The following is a 22,702-nucleotide window of genomic DNA, read 5'->3' as shown; positions in this document are numbered from 1 at the left end:
CGGGGTTCGGGGCCGACGCGGGGTCAGACGTCGAGGAGCAGGCGTGCCGGGTCCTCGATTGCGTCCTTGATCGCGACGAGGAAGCGTACGGCATCGGCGCCGTCGACCAGGCGGTGGTCGTAGGAGAGGGCGATATACATCATCGGCCGGATCACCACCTCGCCGTCCACCGCAACGGGGCGCTCCTTGATCGCGTGCATGCCGAGGATGGCGCTTTGTGGCGGGTTCACGATCGGGGTGGAAAACAGCGAGCCGAATACACCGCCGTTGGTGATCGTGAAGGTGCCGCCGCGCAGCTCGTCGATGTCCAGCTTGCCGTCGCTGGCGCGTTCCGCGAAGTCGCGGATGCGTCGCTCGATGTCGGCGACGCTGGCGTTGCCGGTATCACGCAGCACCGGCACCACCAGCCCGCGCGGCGAGGACACGGCGATGCCGATGTCGCTGAAATGGTGATAGACGATCTCCTCGCCATCCAGCGCGGCATTGATGATCGGGAAGCGCTCCAGCGCACGACTGGCAGCGGCCACGAACAAGCCCATGAAGCCCAACTTGATCGAGTGGCGCTTCTCGAAGGTCTCCTTGTAGCGCGCGCGCAGGTCCATCGCCGCGGACATGTCGATCTCGTTGAAGGTCGTCAGCATCGCGGTGGACTGCTTGGCCTCCAGCAGCCGCTCGGCGATGCGCGCACGCAGGCGCGTCATCGGGACGCGTTCGATACTGCCGGCGGACGGCGCCCGCTCGCGCTCCGGGGCACGCCCCTGAGGCGACGCCGAAGAAGGCGCCTCGCTGCGGCGCGATCGGTCCGTCTGCACTCGCTCAACGTCCTCGCGCAGGATACGGCCGTCCTCGCCCGTGCCCTCGACGTCCTCGGCCTTGAGCCCGGCCTCCTGCAACAAGCGCCGCACGGACGGGCTGGGGGGCGGGGCGGCGCCACCGGAGCCGCCTTCGGGCACAACGTTCGCGGTGTCCCGGGCCTTGCCCCTGTCCTCGGCACGGGGTGACGAGGTCTTGTCATCGGACGATTCCCGAGCAGCCGGCTGTGAAGGTATCGAGGCCTCCTCCCCTTCCGCCTCGGAGTCTTCCTCGGCCGCTTCATCGGCCGCTTCATCGGCCGCTTCATCGGCCGCGCCCAGGTAGGCGATCACCGCGTCGGTCTTCACGGTATCGCCCTCGCTGACCTCCAGCGCTGTCAGGGCCCCCGCAGACGGGGCGGAGACCTCGAGCACGACCTTGTCGGTCTCGAGCTCGGCGATCAGTTCATCGCGCTTGACCGTGTCGCCTGCCTTTTTGTGCAGGGCGACCACGGTCGCATCGGCAACGGACTCCGGGAGTTCGGGGACCTTGATCGGGGTGGGGTCGGGTGCCATCTCGCTTCCTTGTGCTGTGCGTCAGTGTTCAGGGCGTGGGGTGCGGGGTGTCGCGCGAGCTGATCGGGCCGAATGCCCGCTCGAGCAGATCCTTCAACTGCGCCTTGTGGACCTCCGGGTAGCCGACCGCCGGCGCGGCGGCCGGGGGTCGTGCGACCGCGTGCAGCGTCTGACCACGCACCGTCAGCAGTGGATTGATGCGCGGCGCCAGGAATCCCAGATAGCCCTGATTCTCCGGCTCGTCCTGCACCCAGACGAACTCCTCCGCGTGTGGGTAGCGCCCCAGCAGTTCGGTCAGGCGCTCCTCGGGGAACGGGTAGCTCTGCTCCAGGCGCAGGATCGCGACACCCCAGTGCTGGCCCTCGGACTGGCTTGCAGCCAGGTCATAGTAGATGCGGCCACTGGTCAGCAGCACCCGCTTGACGGCCTTGGGGTCCTCAATGCGCGCATCGTCGATCACCGTCTGGTACTGCCCGTGCGCCAGCGCCTCGAGATCGGAGACCGCATCCTGGTGCCGCAGCAGGCTCTTCGGCGTCATCACGATGAGCGGCTTGCGATAGGGGCGCACCATCTGCCGACGCAGCAGATGGAAGATCTGCGCGGGCGTGGTCGGCACGCAGACCTGCATGTTCTCCTGAGCCGCCAGTTGCAGGAAGCGCTCGGGCCGGGCCGAGGAGTGCTCCGGGCCCTGACCCTCGTAACCATGCGGCAATAGCAGCGTCAGCCCGCACAAACGGCCCCATTTCTGTTCGCCGGAGGAGATGAACTGGTCGATCACCACCTGCGCGCCGTTGACGAAGTCACCAAACTGCGCCTCCCAGACCACCAGGGCCTCCGGCGCGGCCGTTGCATAGCCGTACTCGAATGCGAGCACGCCTTCCTCGGACAGCAGCGAATCGATGACCAGGAAGCGCGGATGATCCGGGTCCAGCCGACGCAGCGGCACCAGCGCCTTCCCTGTCTCCTGGTCGTGCAACACCGCGTGGCGGTGGAAGAATGTGCCGCGCCCGGAGTCCTGGCCGGACAGGCGAATACGGTAGCCATCCTGGATCAGCGTGCCGTAGGCCAGCGTCTCGGCCGCGCCCCAGTCCAGCAGCTGATCGCCCGCGGCCATCGCCCGGCGGGCGTCGAGGATCTTCTGCACGCGCGGGTGGACCTGAAAGCCCTCCGGCGGTGTCGAGAGCTGGTCGAGCATACGCGACAGGCGCGCGCTCTCCACGCCCGTCTCCACGTCCTGATCCCAGGTCTGGTTCACATAGGGCGCCCAGTTGGTCGTGGTGCCATGCCCGTCGTCGTGCAGCGACAGGGCCACGGGCTCGCCGGCATCCAGGCGGCCGCGATAGGCCTCGACCGCCTCGTCCTGGGCCTTCTCTTCGGTCAGCCCGGCCTCGATCAGTGAGCGCGCGTATAGCTCGCGGGTGGTCGGCAGGTCGCGGATACGGCGGTACATGTGCGGCTGCGTGGCGGCCGGCTCGTCGGCCTCGTTGTGTCCTTGGCGGCGGTAGCAGACCAGGTCGATCACCACGTCCTTGCAGAAGCGCATGCGGTAATCCAGCGCGACCTGGGTGACAAACACCACAGCCTCGGGATCGTCGCCGTTCACGTGCAGGATCGGCGCGTTCACCATTTTGGCGACATCGGTCGCGTAATGCGTCGAGCGGGCGTCTTTCAGGGTCGAAGTGGTAAACCCGACCTGGTTGTTCACCACCACGTGCACCGTGCCCTTGGTGGAAAACCCCCGGGTCTGGGACATGTTCAGGGTTTCCATGACCACGCCCTGGCCGGCGAACGCGGCATCGCCATGGATCACCACGGGCATCACCCGGTTGCCCTTCCGATCGGCTATGCGGACCTGGCGGGCGCGCACCGAGCCCTCGACGACGGGCGTCACGATCTCCAGATGCGAGGGGTTGAACGCCAGCGCCAGATGGACCGGACCGCCGGGCGTCTCGACATTCGAGGAGAAGCCCATGTGGTACTTGACGTCCCCGGTGCCACGATCGTCGCGCGGGCGGCCCTCGAACTCGCCGGCCAGATCCGCGGGGGCCTTGCCGAACAGGTTGACCAGCACGTTCAGGCGCCCGCGATGCGCCATGCCCAGCACGACCTCCTGCAGCCCGCGCGCACCGCCGCGCTGGACCAGGGCATTCAATAGCGGAATCAGGCTCTCCGCGCCTTCCAGGGAGAAGCGCTTCTGTCCGACATAGCGCCGGTGCAGATAGCGCTCCAGCCCCTCGGCCGCCGTCAGGCGCTCGAGGATGGCCAGCCGCGTCTCGTCGCCAAAGCCGAAGTGACCATGGGCCGACTCCAGCCGCTCCTGCAGCCAGCGTTTTTCCTCGGTCGCCGCGATGTGCATGTATTCGGCACCGATGCTCGCGCAGTAGGTCTCGCGCAGCACCCGCTCGATCGTGTCCAGCGACACCGGGCCCTCGATGAACAGGGAACCGGGATCGAACAGGATCTCCGGGCCGACCCGGTCCAGCCCGTGATACCCCCGACTCAGCTCCACCGGCGGCTCGGGGGCCTCCCGCTCCAGCGGATCCAGACGCGCCCCGAAGTGGCCCAGATAGCGATAGGAGTTGATGAACTGAAGCACCCGGATCTGCAACTGCTCATGGGCCAGGTCCGGGCGATCGGTCGAACGACGCCGTTCCAGCCGCGGCGCACCCTCCAGCGAGCGGAAGTAGTCGGCCCAGGCCGGCGGCACCGACTCCGGGTCCTCGCGGTAGCGTTCCAGCAGGGTCTCGGCGAAAAGCAGGTTGTCCGGGTGCAGCTCCTGTCCGGAGACCGGCGTATCCAGCCGGTGCAGCGAGGGCATGTCATTCATTCGCGATGTTCCGATTGCGCGTGCGCGGTGTTGTTACTTGGGACCGTTCTCGGCTGCGAGGTTCCCCGCGCGGGGCCGATGAGGACTTTGCCCGAGAGTAGCGCGTTTGCGCGGCGGAAGGCACACGCCCCGCGTGCACAACGTGCGATTCCGGCCGGGTTTCCCTACCATTCACGCATGGATGTCTCCCCCCTGCTCGATTCCCTGAACCCGGCCCAGCGCGAGGCCGTGGCGGCCCCGCCACAACCCCTGCTGGTGCTGGCCGGCGCCGGCTCCGGCAAGACCCGCGTGCTGGTGCACCGCATCGCCTGGCTGATCGGTGTGGAGGGCGTGGCCCCGCACAGCCTGCTGGCGGTTACCTTCACCAACAAGGCGGCGGCCGAGATGCGCGGGCGCATCGAGGCGCTGCTGGGCCACCCGGCGACCGGGCTGTGGGTCGGCACCTTCCACGGGCTGGCCCACCGTCTGCTGCGCCAGCACTGGCAGGACGCGCGGCTGCCGCAGGGCTTCCAGATCCTCGACTCCGACGACCAGCTGCGCATGGTCAAGCGCGTGCTGCGCGGCCTGGAGCTGGACGAGGCGCGCTGGCCGCCGAAACAGGCGCAGTGGTACATCAATGCGCGCAAGGACGAGGGCTCGCGCCCGGAACACCTGCCGGATACCGGCGACCCGGTCGCCCGCCAGTGGGTGCGCGTCTACACCACCTACCAGCAGGCCTGCGAGCGTGCCGGGGTGGTGGATTTCGCCGAACTGATGCTGCGCTCGCTGGAGCTGCTGCGCGACAACAAGGCGCTGCTGGAGCACTACCGCACGCGCTTTCGCCATGTGCTGGTCGACGAGTTCCAGGACACCAACGACATCCAGTACGCCTGGCTGCGCCTGCTGGCCGGCGACAGCCCCGTGTTCGCGGTCGGCGACGACGACCAGTCCATCTACGGCTGGCGCGGCGCGAAGATCGAGAACATCCAGCACTTCCAGCAGGACTACCCGGGCACCCAGGTCGTGCGCCTGGAGCAGAACTACCGCTCCAGCGCCAACATCCTGAACGCCGCCAACGCACTGATCCGCCACAACTCCGGGCGTCTCGGCAAGGAGCTTTGGACCGAGGACAAGGAAGGCGCCCCGGTGCGCCTGTACACCGCGCTGAACGAGCAGGAAGAGGCGCGCTTCATCGCCGAGACCATCGCCCGCCATGTGGACCAGGGCGGGCTGCATCGCGAGTGCGCGGTGCTGTATCGCTCCAACGCCCAGTCACGTGTACTGGAGGAGACCTTCATCGGTCGGCGTATGCCCTACCGGGTCTACGGCGGCCTGCGCTTCTTCGAGCGCCAGGAGATCCGCGACGCCCTGGCCTACCTGCGCCTGGCCGGCAACGGCGATGACGACGCCGCCTTCCTGCGCGTGGTCAATCAGCCGCCGCGCGGGATCGGCGAAAAGACCCTGGAGGGCCTGCGCGGGGCGGCCCAGGCGGCGGACACCAGCCTGCTGAAGGCGGCTGTCCATGCGGTCGACGCCGACGCGCTACCCGGCCGCGCGCGCAACGCGGTCGCCGGCTTCATCCAGCTGATCCACAGCCTGCAGCAGGAGCTGCCGCGCCAGCCGCTGGCCGATCAGGTGGAACAGGCGATCGAGCGCGCGCAGCTGCGCGAGCACTACAAGAAGGAGAAGGGCGAGCGCGGCGAGGCCCGCCTGGAGAACCTGGACGAACTGGTAGGCGCGGCGCGCGCCTTCGACATGGAGCCCACCGCCGAGAGCGAGGAAGGCGAAGGCAACCGCCTGACCGAGTTCCTCGCCCACGCCGCGCTGGAGGCCGGCGAGGGCGCAGCCGACCCGCACGAGGACGCGGTGCAGATGATGACCCTGCACTCCGCCAAGGGCCTCGAGTTCCCGCTGGTCTTCCTTACCGGCCTGGAAGAGGGCCTGTTCCCCAACTCGCGCTCGCTGGAGGAGCCGGGGCGACTGGAGGAGGAGCGCCGCCTGGCCTACGTCGGCATGACCCGCGCGGAGCAGGAGCTGTACCTGATCCACGCCGAGACCCGGCGCCTGTACGGGCGCGAGTCCTACAACGTTGCCTCGCGCTTTATCAACGAGATCCCGGAAGAGGCCCTGGAGGTGCTGCGCCCGCAGGCCTCGCCGTTTGGTGCGGGGCGCTTTGCCGCCAGCCGCCAGCGCACCGCGGGCTTTGGGTCGCTGGATACCTCAGATGCCGCGGCCCGCGACAATGGTCTGTCGATCGGAGCCCGCGTGCACCATGCGAAATTCGGCGAGGGCCTGATCACCCAGTTCGAGGGCTCGGGCAACTCGGCACGGGTGCAGGTGAACTTCGCCCACGCGGGTTCCAAATGGCTGGTACTCGGATTCGCCAAGCTCGAGGTCCTGGGCCAGCACTAAAAAGCCCCGCCGAGGCGGGGCTTGAGACTGCCTTCAGCGGCGCCGGTTACTCGATCTTGATGTAGGCGAATCCCTTCTCGTTCTGCAGCTCGGCGATACGTACCACGCCCGAGGGCACCATCTCGACGTTGTCGTACACCAGGTCTTCGTCGAGATTGATCTGACTACGGGTGATCTCGCACAGCTCCAGTTTCACTCCGTGAGAACTGACCAGGCTGGACAGGCGACCACGCAGCTCATCGCGCTGCTCCTGGAGCTCCTCATCAGCCTCGAAGGGCGAGCCGTCGAGGTCGTCATCGGTCAGGAAACGGATGCCGTGTGCGACGAACACGATGCGCACATCCACGTCCATGAACTCGTCCTGGTAGTGCGTCATCATATTGTTGATGCTGGTCAGCATCGCGGAGAAACGCCGGGGATCGGCGAAATCGGCGTGATATACCACCTTGGCCTCGGGCTCCATGGCCTCGGCACGGGGCGTGAACGCCAACGCGGCGAACAGCAGACCCGTCAGCATCAGGGCCATCGCAAAACCGGGCAGGCGTGCCATTCGAGCGGCGCGGGGGAGCGGAAACATCGTGGTTCTCCTTGTGGGGTTGTCGTGTCTTATACAGTAGACGCCACGACCCCGCGACGCCATCCAGAACCCCAGCGGCACAAGGTTGACGCGAACCGGGGCCAGCGGTATGCTCTGCCGCCTTTTCCAGAACCTAGCGCATCAACGCGAGGGAAGTACTTTGGCGAATATTGCTTCTGCCCGTAAACGGGCCCGTCAGGCGGTCAAAAATCGCGCTCACAACGTGGCGCTTCGCTCCCGTTTCCGTACGGCCATGAAGGCCGTACTGAAGCCGCTGCAGCAGGGCGATGCCCAGGCAGCCAGCGAGGCCTACAAGAAGGCCGTGCCGGTCATCGACGCGACCGTGAGCAAGGGGCTGATCCACCGGAACAAGGCGGCGCGCCACAAGAGCCGCCTGAACGCCCGCATCCGCGACCTGGCCCAGGGCTAAATGCCCCGGCCGTTCGGGGCCCAGCCCCGAACGGGATTGCCTGCCAAGCCGCGCCCGGACATGATCCGGGCGCGGCTTTTTGCGTGGCTCGCTTCAGGAAAACATGGCAGCCGCGGCAGCTGGGCGCGAACCGCGAACTGGTTACTCGGAGAGCACGCGGGCGCCACCCTCGCCACGCGGGTCGGAGGCTGCCTCCAGCCGCCCTTCCCCGCGCTCCCACAGGATCGCCTGCATGTCGCCGAAGGGGCGCACCTGAGGCACCAGGCGGTGGCCGCGCGACACCAGTTGCCCGCGCGTTTCCATATCGAATGCACTGGTCTCGTGTTCCACGCGATCCGGCAGGTACTGGTGGTGATAGCGCGGCTGCTCCACGATCGCCTCCGCATCCAAGCCCTCCACCACACCCAGGATGCCGTGCAGCACCATGGTGATGATACGGCTGCCGCCCGGGGTGCCCAGGATCGCAACGCGATCATCGGTCTCGACAAAGGTCGGGCTCATGCTCGACAAGGGCCGCCGATACGGGGCAATCGCATTCGCCTCAAAACCGATCAGCCCATAGGCATTGGGCTCGCCCGGCTTGGCCGAGAAGTCGTCCATCTCGTTGTTCAGCAGGACCCCGGTGCCGGGCACCACATAGCCGGAGCCGAACGGGTAGTTCAACGTCAGCGTGGCGGCCACGCGGTTACCGTCGGCGTCGATCACGGAGAAATGGGTCGTCTCCGGGCTCTCGTTGGCCTGCGCCGGGTCCGGGACATCCGCCTGCGGGTCCACCGATAGCGGCAGGTAGCGGCTGGGCGTGGCCTCGTCCGGGTGGATGGTCGCGCGCAACCCTGCCGCGTAGTCGCGCGACAACAACCGCTCCAGCGGCATGTCGACATGGTCCGGATCGCCCAGGTACTCGGCACGATCACGGTAGGCGCGGCGCATCGCCTCGATGGTCAGATGCGCGCGCAGGTCCGGGGCCAGCTCTTCGAGGTCGTAGAACGAGAGGATGTTCAGGATTTGCCCCAGGGCGACGCCGCCCGAGGACGGCGGCGAGGCCGTGGTAATCCGTGCACCCCGATATTCGATGTGGATCGGGTCGCGCTCGACGGCCTCGTAGCCCTCAAGGTCTTCCAGCGTCCAGATGCCGCCGGCCTCGCGCACCCCTTCGACCAGGCGCCCGGCCAGGGCGCCGGTATAGAAACCGTCGCGACCCTCTTCGGCCAAGAGACGCAGGGTGTCGGCCAGATCCGGCTGCACCAGGCGCATGCCCGCGTCGGGCACGCCGCCGTTGTCGAGGAAAATCTGCGCCGCATCGGCGCCGTCCCGCAGCGCCTGGTGGCGGAAGCTGGCCATCTGGTTGTAACGGCTGCCCACCTCGACCCCGTCCTCGGCCAGGCGGATGGCCGGCTCCAGCGCATCGCCAAGCGGGAGGCTGCCGTAGTGGCGGGACAGGTGGTCGATCCCGGCGGGCATGCCGGGGATCCCGGCGGCGAGGACCCCGTCGAGCGAAAGACCCTCGACCACCTCGCCATCGTCGTCCAGGTACATGTCGCGATGCGCCTCGCCCGGAGCGGTCTCGCGGGCGTCCAGCATCACGCTGCGATCATTCGCCGCGTCGTAGAGCAGAAAGAACCCACCGCCGCCGAGGCCGGAACCATAGGGCTCGGCCACGCCCAGGGCCGCTGTTACAGCGACGGCGGCATCGAACGCGTTGCCCCCGGCGGCGAGGATACGCTCGCCCGCCGCAGTGGCCTCCGGGTGGGCGGAGGCCACCGCCCCCTGGCCGGGCCCCTCGGCCTGAACGGGTGCCGCCAGCAGGGTGGCAGCCAGGGCGGCGGGGAGCAGGCGCGCGAGCATCGTTACGCGCCCATCAGCTTCTCGTACTTCGCCTGTAGCTGCTCGCGTGTTTCCTTGCGGTCAGGGTCCAGCGGGATGCAATCGACCGGGCAGACATCCTGGCACTGCGGTTCGTCGTAATGCCCGACGCACTCGGTGCAGCGCTCCGGGTCGATCTCGTAGATCTCGTCACCGGGATAGATGGCCTCGTTCGGGCACTCGGGCTCGCAGACATCGCAGTTGATGCATTCGTCGGTGATCATCAGAGCCATGGGGTTGTCCTCGTATCCAGTCGCAGGGCCCGGCTAGCGGGTCTCGCCGTTTTGTTCGGCCAGCATGCGCGCCACGCCGGGGCTTACGAATTTTGAGACGTCACCGCCCAAACGGGCGATTTCCCGTACCAGACTGGAGGAGACAAAGCTGTATTCCTCCGCCGGCGTCAGGAACAGCGTTTCGACCTCGGGGGCCAGCTGACGGTTCATGGCCGCCAGCTGAAATTCGTGCTCGAAATCGGATACCGCGCGCAGGCCGCGCAGGATCACGTTGGCCCCCTGGGCATGAACGAACTTGGCCAGCAGCACGTTGAAGCCCTGAACCTCGACCCCGTCGATCCCCTTCACTGCCTCTTCGGCCAGCGCGACGCGCGTCTCCAGCGGAAAGGCTGGCCCCTTGTTCGGGTTGGCGGCCACCGCGATCACCACACGATCGAACAGACGCGCGGCTCGGCGCACGATATCCGTGTGCCCGTGGGTGATTGGGTCGAAGGTGCCGGGGTAGATCGCAGTGACTTGGGACATGCCAACAGCCAGCAGGGAACAAGGCCCGTATTAGACCGCAAGGGGTGGGGGCAAACCAAACACCCCCACCCGGGCATGTTCGGAAATCGCCGGGCCAGGCTTTACACTGCCCCGTCTCGTCCACCGCCGCCAAGGGCTACCGATGACCGATGACTACCGTCCGCCGCTCGCCGATTACTGGGACCAGCTCGAGGCCCGCTACGGGGGCGGGTTCAACTTCCACCAGATCTCGCGCGAGGAACTGGCGCAACTGGTCGAGCACCTGCGCCACGCCGTGAAGGAAGACCCGCAAGTCACGGACGTCGAGAAACAGAACCTCGGGCTGGTCCTCAAGCACGCCGAACAGACCCTGGAGAAGCGCAAGGCCTGACGGGCCGCCCGCTACTCCTGCGGCGCGCGTGCTTCCAGCGCCGCGGGGCAGGGCGGAAGGGCGCGACACTGATCGCCGTCGTCAGGCGCCCCGGCCGCCGCCCCCAGGGTAGGCGCATAGCTCCCGGGACCGGCCAGTTCACCCGCGCAACTGGCAGCCTCGCGGGCCTGCTCGCCGCACTGGCGGGCAATCAGCACATGGGCCAGGTTGTTCCAGCCCTCGTGCCGTTGCGGGTCCCGTTCGATCAACTGGCGCAGCGTGTCCTCCGCCGTTAGCAGGTCGCCCTGGGCGAAGGCCACATTCGCCCGCCCGACATAGCCGATCGGGTGTTCCGGCCAGCGCTCCATCGCGGTCTGATATCCCGCGGCGGCCGGGCCCAGACGCCCCACCTGCTCCAGTTCGTTCACGGCACGCAGCCAGCGCAGCGGCTCGGCCGTGGCCGGCAGCTGATCCGGCTCGGTCACCAGGAAGGCCCAGCGATCGCCGCGCGCCCAGGTGCGCTCGAAGCGGGCGAACGAATTCACGTGGCGCTCGATAGGCCCGCTGCGCAGATACACCTCGCGCTCCTCCAGGTCGTAACCCATCACCACGGCAAAGTGCCATTCGGGGAACATCGCGACCCCGAGGTTCTGGAACACCACCACCGGGTTACCCTCGGCCACCTCGCGCAGGATGGACTCCAGCTGCGGCTCGACGCGGTAGGCGACCAGGTCACGGGCACGCGCGGCGGCACGCATCTCGGCCTGCAGACTGCCCTCGCGAGCCGGTATGTAGACCTCGTCGATCAGTTCTTCCAGCGAGGCGTCGATCCCGCGCGCACCCAGTACGGTGGCCAGCGCCGCCGGACCACACTGGTAATCCTCCTGCGGGAAGAACGGGGTGTCTTCCAGCTCCACGCGGGTCGGGATGTCTTCCGGGACCTGACTGGAGAGCTGCGCACTCTGTGGCGCCGTGGCGCAGCCACTGAGCCAGAGCACGGCCACCAGGCCGCAAACGAGTGCGGCGAGCCCGGGGGCTCGCCGCCAGTAAACAGGTGCCATAAGAGACCTAGCGTTCGCGGGCGGGGCCAACGAACGAGAAGATGTCGGTCACGCCGACCGCGTCCAGAATCACGAGCACGACGAACACGATGGCAACCACGCCGACCACGCCGGCGGCACCGGCCGGATCGGTTTCCATGCGGGCCTCGAGGTGGGCCAGCTCTTCAGGGGTCAGGCGGGCGACGCGCTCCTGGGCCCGGTCGGGGTCCACGCCCATCTCGACCAGCTTCTCGCGAACGGCCTGATCATCCAGCTGCTTGAGCAGCTGTGCGCGGGTGTCATCCGCGCTGGCCTGCTGGATCATGGAGCCGGTGTCCAGCATTCCCGCACCGGCAAAGGCCGGGGTCGCGGGCAGCAGGGCCAGCGCCATTGCGATCAGGAAAGCGGCCGGGGCGGACAACCAACGACGATGCGGTGCGTGGGACATGGTCGAACTCCTTTTTCGATTGAACAGGGCCGGCAATCCGCCGGGGTGACACCACTTAAGTGTACCCGCCGGCACCTGCTCGCCAAGCCCCGGGCTGCTCTTTTTTTCGCGCCCGGTCACGCTATCAAGCCCCGGTCAGGGAAACGCGGACCACTAAACGCGAGCTGGCTCAACTCTCTTCGGGCGGATCGACCTGTTCGATCTCGTACTCGAGCACTTCGACCGAACGCGCCCAGGCCCCGCCGCAGACGCTGTCGTCACGCGTGCGCTCACGCATGTCGCCCGGCGCAATCGTGCCGAAGCGACGCACCGTGGTGCGTACGTCATCGTCGAGCTCGCCGGGGCAGGTGTAGGCCGTCTTGGTCACGGTTACATCGACGTAGTCATCGCTCTCGTTCACGACGCGCCACTCACCGCGGACGTTGTCGCAGCCATGATCGCGCAGCCGGTATTCGACCTTGATGTCGTCGGGCGAACCGTCGGCCGCCAGCCAGTAAGCACCTTGGGCCGACACCGTGCCCGGGGCGGCGAAAGCCCCCATCAAGGCGACGGCCGCACAGCCCGCCAGCGTCCGGTTCAGGGTTTGGCTCTTCATGATCTCCTCCACAGTCTCTGGACTTCGGCTGGCCCTCTTGCGTGGCCTTTATCACAGATTAGACGCCCGGCTTGCACTGGCTACTCCGTTTCCGGGTAGCACACGGGGTTTTTCCGCCCACAGGCGCCTTGTACATTGCTCATCATGCCGCCTTCGCCTGAAACGCAGATGAATGAAGTCGTCCTGGAGTCGACCCTGACCTGCCCCGAATGCGGGCACGAGAAAGGGGAAATCATGCCTACCGATGCCTGCCAGTGGTTCTACGAGTGCACCGGCTGCGGTGCCCTGCTGAGGCCGTTGCCGGGCGATTGCTGCGTCTTCTGTTCCTACGGAACCGTGCCCTGCCCACCCATCCAGCAAGAAGGCCCCGGCGGCTGCTGCGGGCCGAACAAAGCACCCGAGCAGCAGGCAGGCGACACTAGTCGGTGTTGACCTCGTACGGCGGGCAGCGCTTGGGCAAGAGCTCACCGCGGATGCGCGGGTAGCAGGGCAGGCCGCGCTCGAACGGCGGGGCGTCCTCGCCCTGGATCAGCGGGCGCAGGTAGTCGCGTGCGTCCTGAGTAATGCCGTAGCCATCCGGGGTGATGTAGTTGCGCGGCATGCCCTGCTCGATATCGGCGACGGTCTCCAGCGGGGTAAAACCGATGCTCCAGCGATAGGGCTTGCTGGAATCACGCCGGATGATCGGCATGAAGGCATCCTCGCCGGCGACCACCCCCTCCACCGCCGCGCGGCCACAGGCATAGGCCTGCTCCACGTCCACCTTCGACGCGATATGGCGCGCGGCACGCTGGATGTAGTCCACCACCGCCCAGTGCAGCTTGTGCCCGGTCTTTTCGCGGATCAGCTCGGCAAGGCGCGGGGCGGCACCGCCGAGCTGGGTGTAGGCATAGACATCGTGGCTCTGCGCGACCGAGAACAAGCCACCGTCGGGATTCTTCAGCCCCTCGGAAACGACCACCACACAATACCCGTGACGTTCGATGGTGCGGTTCAGATGATCCAGGAAGTCGTCCTGATCGAACGGGACCTCGGCGAACAGGATCAGCATCGGCGGCTGGCCGTCGAACTCCTGCGCCAGCGCCGCCGCGGCCGCCAGCCAGCCAGCATGGCGCCCCATCACCTCCATCACGAACACCTTGGTGGAACTGGTGTGCATGGACTCGACGTCCAGGCTGGCCTCGCGCACCACGGTGGCGATGAACTTGGCGGCGGAACCAAAGCCCGGGCTGGAGTCGGTCACGGCAAGGTCGTTGTCGATCGTCTTGGGCACGCCAATCGCCTTGATCGGAAAGCCCATGCGCTCGCCCATCTTCGCGATCTTCAAGGCGGTATCCATGGAGCCGCCACCGCCGTTGTAGAAGAAGGTGCCGATGTCATGGGCGCGGAAGACCTCGACCAGGCGCTCGTATTGTTGCGGGTCCTTGTCGGGGTCACCCAGATCGAAGCGGCAGGAACCGAACGCACCGCCCGGCGTATGGCGCAGGGCGGCCAGGGTCAGCGGGTCCTCGTGGTCGAGGTCGATGATCTCTTCGCGCAGGACGCCCAGGATGCCGTCCCGCGCCGCATAGATCTTGCCGAAATGGGCCGGGTGGGCGCGGACCGCCTCGATTACCCCCCAGGCGCTGGCGTTAATGACAGCGGTGACCCCGCCCGACTGGGCGTACAGCGCGTTCTGGGGCATGCGAATCCTCCATGTTTTTGTTGGACCCCGAAGGCCGAGCAAGCACAGTGCCAGGCCGGTCACGCCACGATCAGTGCTGCGGATCGGCCCCTCCGGGTGCTTTTGCTACACTATGCCGCCTTTGACACCCGGCGCGCCGGGGCCGTTCGCCCCGCGACGGGGCTGCTGTGCCCCATTTCGCGCCGTGTCGCCCGATTCACAACAGCATCAGGATTGCATCATGCATATCGGCACCACTCTGACCAACTGCATCATCGAAACCCAGCGCGGCATCCAGGGCGCAACCGGCGAATTCACCGGTCTGCTGAACGACATCTCCGTGGCGTGCAAGAAGATCTCCGACCTCGTCGACAAGGGTGATCTGGTCGGCGTGCTCGGCTCCGCCGGCTCCGAGAACGTGCAGGGCGAGACGCAGAAGAAGCTCGACATCATCACCAACGAGGTGTTCATCGAGAGCCTGAGCCACAACGGCCACGCCGCCGGCCTGGCCTCCGAGGAGATGGACGAGATCTGCGAGATGCCGGCCAACGAGCCGCGCGGCCACTACCTGGTCCTGTTCGATCCGCTGGACGGCTCCTCGAACATCGACGTGAACGTCTCCGTCGGCACGATCTTCTCCATCCTGAAGGCCCCGGAAGGCGTCACCGATCCCAAGACCGAGGACTTCCTGCAGCCGGGCACCAAGCAGGTCGCCGCCGGCTACTGCCTGTACGGCCCGTCCACCATGATGGTGATGACCACCGGCCAGGGCGTGAAGATGTTCACCCTGGACAAGGACTTCGGCGAGTTCCTGCTGACCAAGGACAGCGTGCAGATCCCGGAAGACACCCAGGAGTTCGCGATCAACATGTCCAACAGCCGCTTCTGGGAGGCCCCGGTCAAGCGCTACATCGACGAATGCCTGGCCGGCAAGGAAGGCGAGCGCGGCAAGGACTTCAACATGCGTTGGGTAGCCTCCATGGTCGCCGAGGTGCACCGCATCCTGTGCCGCGGCGGGGTGTTCATGTACCCGATGGATACGAAGATGCAGGCCAAGGGCACGACCGGCAAGCTGCGCCTGATGTACGAGGCCAACCCGATGAGCTTCATCGTCGAACAGGCCGGCGGTGCCGCCACCACCGGGCGCGAGCGCATCATGGACATCAGCCCCGAGGGCATCCACCAGCGCGTGCCGGTGGTCCTGGGCGCGAAGAACGAAGTGGAGCGCATCACCGGCTACCACAACGAGGGCTGATCTCCACGCCCTTTGTAGTCCGAGGCCCGGCCCCGCAAGGCGCCGGGCCTTTTTGATGAAGGCAATCGACCATGACCGACTATCGTAGCCGGCAAGACGTCCAGCCCGGGCCGCCGCCTGCACCGAGCCGGGGCGAGGCCTTTCGCTACTGGCTGAAACTCGGTTTCATTTCGTTCGGTGGCGCCGCCGGGCAGATCGGGATGATGCACGAGGATCTGGTCGAGCGGCGGCGCTGGGTCTCGGAGAAGCGTTTTCTGCATGCGCTGAACTACGCCATGGTCCTGCCGGGTCCCGAGGCGCAGCAGCTGGCAACCTATCTGGGCTGGCTGCTGCATGGCACCTTGGGCGGCTTGATGGCCGGACTGCTGTTCATCCTGCCTTCGCTGTTCCTGATCGCCGGGCTGTCATGGGTCTACCTGGCCTTTGGCGATGTACCTGCGGTGGAAGCGGTGTTCTACGGTATCAAGCCGGCGGTGGTCGCGATCATCGCCTATGCCGGCTGGCGCATCGGTGGACGGGTGCTCAATAACGGCCTGCTGTGGCTAATGGCGATCGCCGCCTTCCTGGCCATCTTCGCGCTCAACATCCCGTTTCCCTACATCATCATTACGGCAGGAATCCTCGGCTGGCTGGGCAGCCGCGTCTGGCCGGAACGCTTCCAGAATGGCGGATCTCACGGGGCCGGCAATGTTGAATCGCGTGGCCCGGCAGTGGTGAATGACGACACGCCGCCCGCCCCCTGGATGCAGTTTCGCTGGTCGCGGGTGATTCGCTTTCTGGTGGTGGGTCTGGGGCTGTGGGCCGCCGTGTTCGGGGTCCTGCTCACGGTGTTCGGCTGGGACGCCACGTTGACCCGCATGGGGCAATTCTTTACCCAAACGGCGCTCGTGACCTTCGGTGGGGCCTACGCGGTCCTGCCCTATGTCTACCAGGGCGGGGTGGAGACCTATGGGTGGCTGAGTCCCACGCAGATGATCGACGGGATCGCACTGGGGGAGGCCACGCCCGGGCCGCTAATCATGGTGGTCACGTTCGTGGGCTTCATTGGCGGCTGGACCCAGGCCTTCCTGGGTCCGGATCAGGTCTTTCTGGCGGCCGTGCTGGGTGCGTTGGTCGCGACCTTCTTCACCTTCCTGCCATCATTCCTGTTCATCCTGGTCGGCGCACCGCTAGTCGAACGCACGCGCGGGGATCTGCACTTCACGGGACCGCTGACCGGCATCACCGCCGCAGTGGTCGGGGTGATCGTGAACCTCGCGGTGTTCTTCACCTGGCACGTGCTGTGGCCGGGCGGCTTTGACGGCGCCTTCGAATGGTTCTCCGCCCTGCTGGGCATCGCCGCCTTCATCGCCCTGGCCCGCTTCCGGGTCGGGATCATCCCGCTGATCCTCGCCTGTGCGGGGCTGGGGGCGGGCTTCCAGCTCGCGTTCTGATCGCGGGCAGACGCCTCAGACGACGCGGCCTTCGGGTTGCGCGTCCGGATCCCGGTGCAGGGTGGTCAGGTTGGCCACGGTGGTGTCGGCGATGTTGGTAAGCGCCTCGTGGGTCAGGAATGCCTGGTGGCCGGTGACCAGCACATCGTCGCGCTGCATCAGCCGCGCCAGGCGCCGGTCTGGCAGACCGGCCAGCGACCAGTCGTGGAAGAACAGCCCCGCCTCGGCCTCGTAGACGTCCAGCGCAAATCCGCCCAGCTGACCCGAGTCCAGCGCGACCTCGGCGGCATTGGTATCCACCAGCGCCCCGCGCGCGGTATTGATCAGAAAGGCCCCGCGCGGCATCCGCGCCAGGGTGTCGGCATTGATCATGTGCCGGTTCTCCGGCGTCATCGGACAGCTCAGGCTCAGCACCCAGGACTCGGCCAGCAGCGTATCCAGGTCCCGATACTCCACCCCCGCCGCCTGCAGTTCCGCATTCGGGTAGGGGTCGTGCGCGAGGACGCGGCAGCCAAAGCCGAGCATGATCCGCGCGAAGGCCTGGCCGATGCGTCCAGTGCCGACCACCCCCACGGTGCGCCCGACGAGATCGAAGCCTGTCAGGTGGTCAAGGCGAAAATCGCCGCGCCGAGTCCGGTCCCAGGCCCGGTGCACCTGACGGTTCAGGGTCATCAGCAGGGCGACCGCATGCTCCGCGATCGCGTTCGGCGAGTAGGCCGGCACCCGCCCCACGCGCACCCCGCGCTCGCGGGCCCGCGCGACATCCAGGTTGTCGTAGCCGGAGCAGCGCAGCGCCACCACATGGACACCCTGGTCCGCCAGCCCGTCGATCACCCGCCGGTGCAGGTCGTCGTTGGTGAACACGCAGACCGCATCCGCGCCCCGCGCCAGGTGCACCGTCTCCGCAGTCAGGCGCTCGGCGTACACCACCGGCACCATTCCGGCGGACACCAGAGCGGGTACCAGGGACTCGCGATCATGCTGCTGGATACTAAAGACGGCGACCTTCATCGGTTCTCCCGGGTGTTGTCTGGATTCCGTCCCAGCATAACCGGGAAGGGGCCCCTTCGGGATGGATCACGATCCAGGGTTGGCGCACTATAATTTCAGCCACGGTCGCCCATCGAACGAAGGTCGATGCAGGTTGCGGCGAGCGTTCGAGGATGACCCATGCACGTGATCGCACCACAAGTCGTGGATACGCTGATCCGCCTGCTGGCCGGCGACGGCTACGAGGTGGTGGGTCCGACGCGGCGCGACGGGGCGATCGTCTACGATCGCGTGCACGGTCTCGACGACCTGCCGGCGGGCTGGACCGACGAGCACGCCCCCGGCCACTACCGCCTGCGCGCGCGTGACGACGCGGCCCTGTTCGGCTACGTGGTCGGGCCGCACTCCTGGAAGAAGCACCTGTTCCCGCCCGAGGAGACCCTGTTCCGGCTGACCCGTCAGCCGGACGGCAGCTTCGTGACCGAGCCGGGCGAGCCGGCACCGCCCCGGCGCGCGTTCATCGGCATGCGTGCCTGCGAGCTGGCGGCGATCGGCGTGCAGGACCGGGTGTTCCTCGGCCAGGTGGTGCAGGATCGCGGCTATGCGGCGCGGCGTCGGGACGTGTTCATGGTCGCGGCCCACTGCGCCGAGCCCGGCGGCACCTGCTTCTGCGCCTCGATGGACACCGGGCCGCGCGCGCGGGAGGGCTTCGACCTGGCCCTGACCGAGGTGATCGACGGCGCCACGCACTTCCTGGTCGTCGAGGCCGGGAGCGAGGCGGGACGCGCGATGTTCGAGCGGCTGGAACCGCGCCCCGCCAGCGCTGCCGAACAGGCGGCGGCCGAACGCGTCTGGGCCGAGGCCCCAGACAAGATGGGCCGGCAGATGCCGGGCGACGCGCGCGAGGTGCTGAACCGGGCCTTCGAGCACCCGCGCTGGGAGGAGACGGCCGAGCGCTGCCTGTCCTGCTCCAACTGTACGCTGGTCTGCCCCACCTGCTTCTGCTCGCAGGTCGAGGAGGTGCCCGATCTGGAGGGCCAGCGCACCGAGCGCGTGCGGCGCTGGGATTCCTGTTTCAACCAGGAGCACTCGCACCTGGTCGGCGGGCCGCACCGCGACTCGGTGGCCGCGCGCTACCGCCAGTGGATCACCCACAAGCTGGCCACCTGGCACGACCAGTTCGGCACTTCCGGCTGCGTCGGCTGCGGACGCTGCATCACCTGGTGCCCGGTGGGGATCGACATCACCGAGGAGGTGACCGCGGTGCGCCCTGATGCGGGGGACTCGCCATGAAGGAACTGCTGGCCATCCTCGAAGACCAGCCGTTCTTCGAGGACTTCGACCCGAAGCATCTGCACCTGCTGGCGGCCTGCGCCGCGAAGCTCAGCTACCCGGCGGACACGCGGCTGATGCGCGACCACGAGCCGACGGAGACCTTCTGGCTGATCCGCGAGGGCCAGGTCGCGCTGGAGAGCCCGCTGCGCGAAGGCTGCGTGACCTTTCAGACCCTGGGGCCCGGGGACATCCTCGGCTGGTCGTGGCTGCTGCCGCCGTATCGTGCCAGTTACGACGCCCGCGCCCTGACCGAGCTGCATACCCTGCGCTTTGATGCCGGCGTGCTGCGCGAACACATGGAGGCCGATCCGGCCTTCGGCTACATGCTGATGAAACACTTCTCCGCGCTGATCGTGCAGCGGCTGCAGGCCGCGCGATTGCAGGCGCTGGACATCTACAGCCACGGAGGGCCCGGGCATGGCACCTGAGACCCTGCAGCCCCGCACCGACAGCGCCCTGCCGGAACAGGCGATGGCGCCGCAGCCCTGGCGCATCCGTTCGGTGCGGCCGGATGTCGCCAGCAACGAGGTGTTCAGCTGGACGCTGTACCCCGAACCGGGGGTGGAGCCGGGGCCGCTGCCGACCCCCGGGCAGTTCAACATGCTCTACCTGTTCGGCGTGGGCGAGGTGCCGATCTCGGTGTCCGCGATCACCGCGGACGGCGGCATCGTGCACACCACCCGCGCGGTGGGCAGCGTGACCCGCACGATGCAGGATCTGGGGCCTGGCGCGGTGGTCGGCCTGCGCGGCCCGTTCGGTACCGCGTGGCCGGTGGAGCAGGCCCGAGGCCGCGACCTGGTGCTGGTGGCCGGCGGCATCGGTCTGGCCCCGCTACGCCCGGTGATCCATGCGGCGCTGGAACGGCGCGACGACTTCGGCCATATGGTGATCTGCTACGGCGCCCGCTCGCCCGGGGACATGATCTTTCGTGACGAGCTGGAGGCCTGGGGCGCGCGCGACGATCTCGACCTGCGCATTACCGTAGACCGCGGCACCGCCGCATGGCGCGGCGATGTTGGCGTGGTCACCCAGCTCGTTGATCGCGGCGGCTTCGACCGCCGCAACACGCTGGCGATGACCTGCGGCCCGGAGGTGATGATGCGCTTCGCCGCCGCCGCGCTGGAGCGCCGCGGGCTGAAGCCGGGAGACATCTTTGTCTCCATGGAGCGCAACATGCGCTGTGCGGTGGGCTTTTGCGGGCACTGCCAGATCGGGTCGCAGTTGGTCTGCCGCGACGGACCCGTGTTTCCCTACCCGGTGATGGAGCCGGCCTTCCGGATACGCGAGCTATGAGACGGGAACAACCCACCCTGGCGGTGTTCAAGTTCGCCTCCTGCGATGGCTGCCAACTCTCGCTGCTCGACTGCGAGGACGAGCTGCTGGCGGTGACCGACCGGATTCAGCTCGCGCACTTTCCCGAGGCCACGCGCACTCGCATCGACGGGCCCTGGGACCTGACGCTGGTGGAGGGCTCGATCACCACGCCGGAGGCGGCCAAAGAGATCCGCGAGATCCGCCGCGCTTCGAAGTTCCTGGTGACCATCGGCGCCTGTGCCACCACCGGCGGCATCCAGGCCCTGCGCAACTTTGCCGACGTCGAAGAGTTTACCCGCCAGGTCTACGCCCACCCGGAGTACATCTCGACCCTGGCCACCTCGGATGCGATCAGCCAGCACGTGCCGGTGGACTTCGAACTGCGCGGCTGCCCGATCGACAAATACCAGCTGCTGGAGGTCATCAGCGCGTTCCTCTACGGCCGCCGCCCGCAGGTCTCCAGCGCCAGCGTCTGCGAGGAGTGCAAGCGGGCGGGACAGGTCTGCGTGATGGTCGCCCACGGCACGCCCTGCCTGGGTCCGGTCACCCATGCCGGCTGCGGCGCGCTGTGCCCCGGCTGCCACCGCGGCTGCTACGGCTGCTTCGGCCCCAAGGAGACGCCCAACGCGCCCGGTCTGTCCGGGCAGCTGGAGGCCCTCGGCATGGAGCGCGCCACCCGCGTGCGCTTCTACCGCACCTTCAATGCCGGCGCCGACGCCTTCCGCGAGGAGAGCGAGCGCGAAGAATCAGGAAACGGACCATGAGCGAGACCCGCACCATCGAAGTCGACTACCTGGCGCGCGTGGAGGGCGAGGGCGCGATGTACGTGCGCACCGAAGGCGACCGTGTGGAGGAGGTGAAGCTGTCGATCTTCGAGGCCCCGCGTTTCTTCGAGGGCTTCCTGCGCGGGCGCGACTTCCGCGAGGCACCCGACATCACCGCGCGCATCTGCGGCATCTGCCCGATCGCCTACCAGCTGGGCGCCTCGCTGGCGATGGAGGACGTCTGCGGCGTGACCGTGGATGGCGTGCTGCAGGACTTGCGCCGGCTGGCCTACTGCGGCGAATGGATCGAGAGCCACGCCCTGCACGTGTTCATGCTCCACCTGCCGGACTTCCTCGGCTATCCCGACGCGGTCACCGCCGCGAAGGACCACCCGGACATGGTGCGTAACGGCCTGCGCATCAAGAAGACCGGCAACTCCATCCTGCGCCTTCTGGGCGGGCGCGAGATCCACCCGGTCAACCTGCGGGTCGGCGGCTTCTACCGCACGCCAACGCCCGACGAGGTCGCCGGGCTGCGCGAGGAGCTGGCCTGGGGCCTGGAGGCTGCCTCCGAGGTGGCCGAATTCCTCGCCACCCTCGACTACCCGAACCTGGAGCGCGACTACGAGTTCGTGTCGCTGGTGCACCCGGACGAATACCCGATCACCCACGGCCGGCTCGGCTCGAGCAGTGGTCTGGACGCCGTCATCCGCGACTACGACGACGTCTTCACCGAGGAGCACGTGGCCCACTCCAACGCCCTGCACAGCCACCGCTCCGACAGTGGCGAACCGGTGTTCATGGGCCCGCTGGCGCGCTTCGCCCTGAACCGCGAACGCCTCACCCCGCGCGCCGCCGAGCTGGCCGAGCGCGCCGGGCTGGGCGCGGCCTGCCGCAACCCGTTCCGCAGCATCCAGGTGCGCATGCTCGAGATCGTGCTCGCCTTCGAGGAGGCCCTGCGTCTGGTCGACGGCTACCGGGCCGCACCGGCCGAACCCGCGCGGCCGGTCACCCCGCGCGCCGGCACCGGCTTCGGCGCCACCGAGGCCCCGCGCGGCATCTGCTACCACCGCTACCGCATCGACGACGCAGGCATCATCACCGACGCCAAGATCGTCCCGCCCACCTCGGTCAACCAGCCCACCATCGAGGCCGACCTGCGCGAACTGGTGCAGACCCACCTCCACCTGCCGGACGACGAACTGCGCCACCACTGCGAGGTCGCCATCCGCAACTACGACCCCTGCATCTCCTGCGCCACCCACTTCCTCGACCTCACCGTCGAGCGCCAGTGAGCGGGGGC

Annotated in this window: 22 protein-coding genes; 11 read left to right on the top strand and 11 right to left on the bottom strand. The window is 67.6% G+C overall.

Features of this window, described 5'->3' with window-relative positions; all coding sequences use genetic code 11:
• Window positions 1–23: 23 nt before the first annotated feature.
• Both odhB and F468_RS0101400 read right to left on the bottom strand, forming a co-directional pair.
• Window positions 24–1,367 carry a 2-oxoglutarate dehydrogenase complex dihydrolipoyllysine-residue succinyltransferase gene (gene odhB / locus F468_RS0101405; protein ID WP_018994485.1) on the bottom strand — a complete coding sequence of 448 codons (1,344 nt, stop codon included), beginning with the start codon at window positions 1,365–1,367 and terminating at the stop codon, window positions 24–26.
• Window positions 1,368–1,395: 28 nt separating this feature from the next.
• Window positions 1,396–4,194: a 2-oxoglutarate dehydrogenase E1 component gene (locus tag F468_RS0101400; RefSeq protein WP_018994484.1), complete on the bottom strand. Its 2,799-nt coding sequence runs from the start codon at window positions 4,192–4,194 to the stop codon at window positions 1,396–1,398.
• A gap of 177 nt (window positions 4,195–4,371) precedes the next feature.
• On the opposite strand from F468_RS0101400, the gene uvrD reads away from it, so the two are divergent.
• Window positions 4,372–6,585 (top strand): DNA helicase II, encoded by a 2,214-nt coding sequence (gene uvrD, locus F468_RS0101395; protein WP_018139836.1) that lies wholly within the window; start codon window positions 4,372–4,374, stop codon window positions 6,583–6,585.
• A gap of 46 nt (window positions 6,586–6,631) precedes the next feature.
• Here the strand turns inward: uvrD and F468_RS0101390 are convergent, their stop codons facing one another.
• On the bottom strand, window positions 6,632–7,162 hold the full coding sequence (locus F468_RS0101390) for a DsrE family protein (protein WP_038048854.1): 531 nt from the start codon (window positions 7,160–7,162) through the stop codon (window positions 6,632–6,634).
• Between the two features lie 160 nt (window positions 7,163–7,322).
• Between F468_RS0101390 and rpsT the strand changes: the two genes are divergently transcribed.
• Window positions 7,323–7,592 carry a 30S ribosomal protein S20 gene (gene rpsT / locus F468_RS0101385; protein WP_018863226.1) on the top strand — a complete coding sequence of 90 codons (270 nt, stop codon included), beginning with the start codon at window positions 7,323–7,325 and terminating at the stop codon, window positions 7,590–7,592.
• A gap of 141 nt (window positions 7,593–7,733) precedes the next feature.
• Here the strand turns inward: rpsT and ggt are convergent, their stop codons facing one another.
• From ggt to coaD, 3 genes are read right to left on the bottom strand one after another with little or no spacing between them, the layout of a single operon-like run.
• Window positions 7,734–9,437: a gamma-glutamyltransferase gene (gene ggt, locus F468_RS0101380; RefSeq protein WP_018994483.1), complete on the bottom strand. Its 1,704-nt coding sequence runs from the start codon at window positions 9,435–9,437 to the stop codon at window positions 7,734–7,736.
• Window positions 9,438–9,439: 2 nt separating this feature from the next.
• Window positions 9,440–9,688 (bottom strand): YfhL family 4Fe-4S dicluster ferredoxin, encoded by a 249-nt coding sequence (locus F468_RS0101375; RefSeq protein WP_012981508.1) that lies wholly within the window; start codon window positions 9,686–9,688, stop codon window positions 9,440–9,442.
• 33 nt (window positions 9,689–9,721) lie between these two features.
• On the bottom strand, window positions 9,722–10,213 hold the full coding sequence (gene coaD, locus F468_RS0101370; RefSeq protein WP_018139832.1) for a pantetheine-phosphate adenylyltransferase: 492 nt from the start codon (window positions 10,211–10,213) through the stop codon (window positions 9,722–9,724).
• A gap of 142 nt (window positions 10,214–10,355) precedes the next feature.
• On the opposite strand from coaD, the gene F468_RS0101365 reads away from it, so the two are divergent.
• Window positions 10,356–10,583 carry a hypothetical protein gene (locus tag F468_RS0101365; protein ID WP_018139831.1) on the top strand — a complete coding sequence of 76 codons (228 nt, stop codon included), beginning with the start codon at window positions 10,356–10,358 and terminating at the stop codon, window positions 10,581–10,583.
• 11 nt (window positions 10,584–10,594) lie between these two features.
• Here the strand turns inward: F468_RS0101365 and F468_RS0101360 are convergent, their stop codons facing one another.
• The 3 genes from F468_RS0101360 to F468_RS0101350 form a co-directional block, all read right to left on the bottom strand.
• Entirely contained in the window at window positions 10,595–11,623 is a 1,029-nt protein-coding gene (locus tag F468_RS0101360) for a PA2778 family cysteine peptidase (RefSeq protein ID WP_038048851.1), read from the bottom strand.
• A gap of 7 nt (window positions 11,624–11,630) precedes the next feature.
• Window positions 11,631–12,050, bottom strand: a complete 420-nt coding sequence (locus tag F468_RS0101355; RefSeq protein WP_018139829.1) for a PA2779 family protein — start codon at window positions 12,048–12,050, stop codon at window positions 11,631–11,633.
• Between the two features lie 169 nt (window positions 12,051–12,219).
• Window positions 12,220–12,657: a hypothetical protein gene (locus tag F468_RS0101350; RefSeq protein ID WP_018994481.1), complete on the bottom strand. Its 438-nt coding sequence runs from the start codon at window positions 12,655–12,657 to the stop codon at window positions 12,220–12,222.
• Between the two features lie 156 nt (window positions 12,658–12,813).
• Between F468_RS0101350 and F468_RS14000 the strand changes: the two genes are divergently transcribed.
• A complete protein-coding gene (locus F468_RS14000) occupies window positions 12,814–13,077 on the top strand; it encodes a GDCCVxC domain-containing (seleno)protein (protein WP_081616835.1) in 264 nt (87 codons plus the stop codon).
• Here the strand turns inward: F468_RS14000 and F468_RS0101345 are convergent.
• Window positions 13,064–14,329, bottom strand: coding sequence for a 6-phosphofructokinase (locus tag F468_RS0101345; protein WP_018139827.1), 1,266 nt, complete (start codon window positions 14,327–14,329; stop codon window positions 13,064–13,066). The genes F468_RS14000 and F468_RS0101345 overlap by 14 nt on opposite strands.
• Window positions 14,330–14,549: 220 nt before the next feature.
• Here F468_RS0101345 and F468_RS0101340 point away from each other — a divergent pair, with 220 nt between their 5' ends.
• Window positions 14,550–15,563, top strand: coding sequence for a class 1 fructose-bisphosphatase (locus tag F468_RS0101340; RefSeq protein WP_018139826.1), 1,014 nt, complete (start codon window positions 14,550–14,552; stop codon window positions 15,561–15,563).
• Between the two features lie 71 nt (window positions 15,564–15,634).
• On the top strand, window positions 15,635–16,996 hold the full coding sequence (gene chrA, locus F468_RS0101335; RefSeq protein WP_018994480.1) for a chromate efflux transporter: 1,362 nt from the start codon (window positions 15,635–15,637) through the stop codon (window positions 16,994–16,996).
• A gap of 15 nt (window positions 16,997–17,011) precedes the next feature.
• On the opposite strand, the gene F468_RS0101330 is transcribed toward chrA, so the two are convergent.
• A complete protein-coding gene (locus F468_RS0101330) occupies window positions 17,012–18,007 on the bottom strand; it encodes a 2-hydroxyacid dehydrogenase (RefSeq protein WP_018139822.1) in 996 nt (331 codons plus the stop codon).
• Between the two features lie 159 nt (window positions 18,008–18,166).
• Here F468_RS0101330 and F468_RS0101325 point away from each other — a divergent pair, with 159 nt between their 5' ends.
• From F468_RS0101325 to F468_RS0101305, 5 genes are read left to right on the top strand one after another with little or no spacing between them, the layout of a single operon-like run.
• A complete protein-coding gene (locus F468_RS0101325) occupies window positions 18,167–19,279 on the top strand; it encodes a sulfite reductase subunit A (RefSeq protein WP_018994479.1) in 1,113 nt (370 codons plus the stop codon).
• Window positions 19,276–19,749, top strand: coding sequence for a cyclic nucleotide-binding domain-containing protein (locus tag F468_RS0101320; protein WP_018994478.1), 474 nt, complete (start codon window positions 19,276–19,278; stop codon window positions 19,747–19,749). The genes F468_RS0101325 and F468_RS0101320 overlap by 4 nt, the downstream gene beginning before the upstream one ends.
• On the top strand, window positions 19,739–20,614 hold the full coding sequence (locus tag F468_RS0101315; RefSeq protein WP_018994477.1) for an FAD/NAD(P)-binding protein: 876 nt from the start codon (window positions 19,739–19,741) through the stop codon (window positions 20,612–20,614). The genes F468_RS0101320 and F468_RS0101315 overlap by 11 nt, the downstream gene beginning before the upstream one ends.
• Window positions 20,611–21,399: an oxidoreductase gene (locus F468_RS0101310; RefSeq protein WP_018994476.1), complete on the top strand. Its 789-nt coding sequence runs from the start codon at window positions 20,611–20,613 to the stop codon at window positions 21,397–21,399. The genes F468_RS0101315 and F468_RS0101310 overlap by 4 nt, the downstream gene beginning before the upstream one ends.
• Entirely contained in the window at window positions 21,396–22,694 is a 1,299-nt protein-coding gene (locus tag F468_RS0101305; protein WP_018994475.1) for a Ni/Fe hydrogenase subunit alpha, read from the top strand. Before F468_RS0101310 ends, F468_RS0101305 begins: the two co-directional genes overlap by 4 nt.
• Window positions 22,695–22,702 lie beyond the last annotated feature (8 nt).

Source organism: Thioalkalivibrio sp. ALJ2, from assembly GCF_000378325.1.
Lineage (GTDB): Bacteria > Pseudomonadota > Gammaproteobacteria > Ectothiorhodospirales > Ectothiorhodospiraceae > Thioalkalivibrio.
This window is presented reverse-complemented; position numbering and strand designations above follow the sequence as displayed.

Excerpts from the sequence above, each read along its gene's own strand:
- odhB (WP_018994485.1), bottom strand. The coding sequence starts at position 1,367 with ATGGCACCCGACCCCACCCCGATCAAGGTCCCCGAACTCCCGGAGTCC.
- F468_RS0101400 (WP_018994484.1), bottom strand. The coding sequence starts at position 4,194 with ATGAATGACATGCCCTCGCTGCACCGGCTGGATACGCCGGTCTCCGGA.
- uvrD (WP_018139836.1), top strand. The coding sequence starts at position 4,372 with ATGGATGTCTCCCCCCTGCTCGATTCCCTGAACCCGGCCCAGCGCGAG.
- F468_RS0101390 (WP_038048854.1), bottom strand. The coding sequence starts at position 7,162 with ATGTTTCCGCTCCCCCGCGCCGCTCGAATGGCACGCCTGCCCGGTTTT.
- ggt (WP_018994483.1), bottom strand. The coding sequence starts at position 9,437 with ATGCTCGCGCGCCTGCTCCCCGCCGCCCTGGCTGCCACCCTGCTGGCG.
- F468_RS0101375 (WP_012981508.1), bottom strand. The coding sequence starts at position 9,688 with ATGGCTCTGATGATCACCGACGAATGCATCAACTGCGATGTCTGCGAG.
- coaD (WP_018139832.1), bottom strand. The coding sequence starts at position 10,213 with ATGTCCCAAGTCACTGCGATCTACCCCGGCACCTTCGACCCAATCACC.
- F468_RS0101365 (WP_018139831.1), top strand. The coding sequence starts at position 10,356 with ATGACCGATGACTACCGTCCGCCGCTCGCCGATTACTGGGACCAGCTC.
- F468_RS0101360 (WP_038048851.1), bottom strand. The coding sequence starts at position 11,623 with ATGGCACCTGTTTACTGGCGGCGAGCCCCCGGGCTCGCCGCACTCGTT.
- F468_RS0101355 (WP_018139829.1), bottom strand. The coding sequence starts at position 12,050 with ATGTCCCACGCACCGCATCGTCGTTGGTTGTCCGCCCCGGCCGCTTTC.
- F468_RS14000 (WP_081616835.1), top strand. The coding sequence starts at position 12,814 with ATGAATGAAGTCGTCCTGGAGTCGACCCTGACCTGCCCCGAATGCGGG.
- F468_RS0101345 (WP_018139827.1), bottom strand. The coding sequence starts at position 14,329 with ATGCCCCAGAACGCGCTGTACGCCCAGTCGGGCGGGGTCACCGCTGTC.
- F468_RS0101340 (WP_018139826.1), top strand. The coding sequence starts at position 14,550 with ATGCATATCGGCACCACTCTGACCAACTGCATCATCGAAACCCAGCGC.
- chrA (WP_018994480.1), top strand. The coding sequence starts at position 15,635 with ATGACCGACTATCGTAGCCGGCAAGACGTCCAGCCCGGGCCGCCGCCT.
- F468_RS0101330 (WP_018139822.1), bottom strand. The coding sequence starts at position 18,007 with ATGAAGGTCGCCGTCTTTAGTATCCAGCAGCATGATCGCGAGTCCCTG.
- F468_RS0101325 (WP_018994479.1), top strand. The coding sequence starts at position 18,167 with ATGCACGTGATCGCACCACAAGTCGTGGATACGCTGATCCGCCTGCTG.
- F468_RS0101320 (WP_018994478.1), top strand. The coding sequence starts at position 19,276 with ATGAAGGAACTGCTGGCCATCCTCGAAGACCAGCCGTTCTTCGAGGAC.
- F468_RS0101315 (WP_018994477.1), top strand. The coding sequence starts at position 19,739 with ATGGCACCTGAGACCCTGCAGCCCCGCACCGACAGCGCCCTGCCGGAA.
- F468_RS0101310 (WP_018994476.1), top strand. The coding sequence starts at position 20,611 with ATGAGACGGGAACAACCCACCCTGGCGGTGTTCAAGTTCGCCTCCTGC.
- F468_RS0101305 (WP_018994475.1), top strand. The coding sequence starts at position 21,396 with ATGAGCGAGACCCGCACCATCGAAGTCGACTACCTGGCGCGCGTGGAG.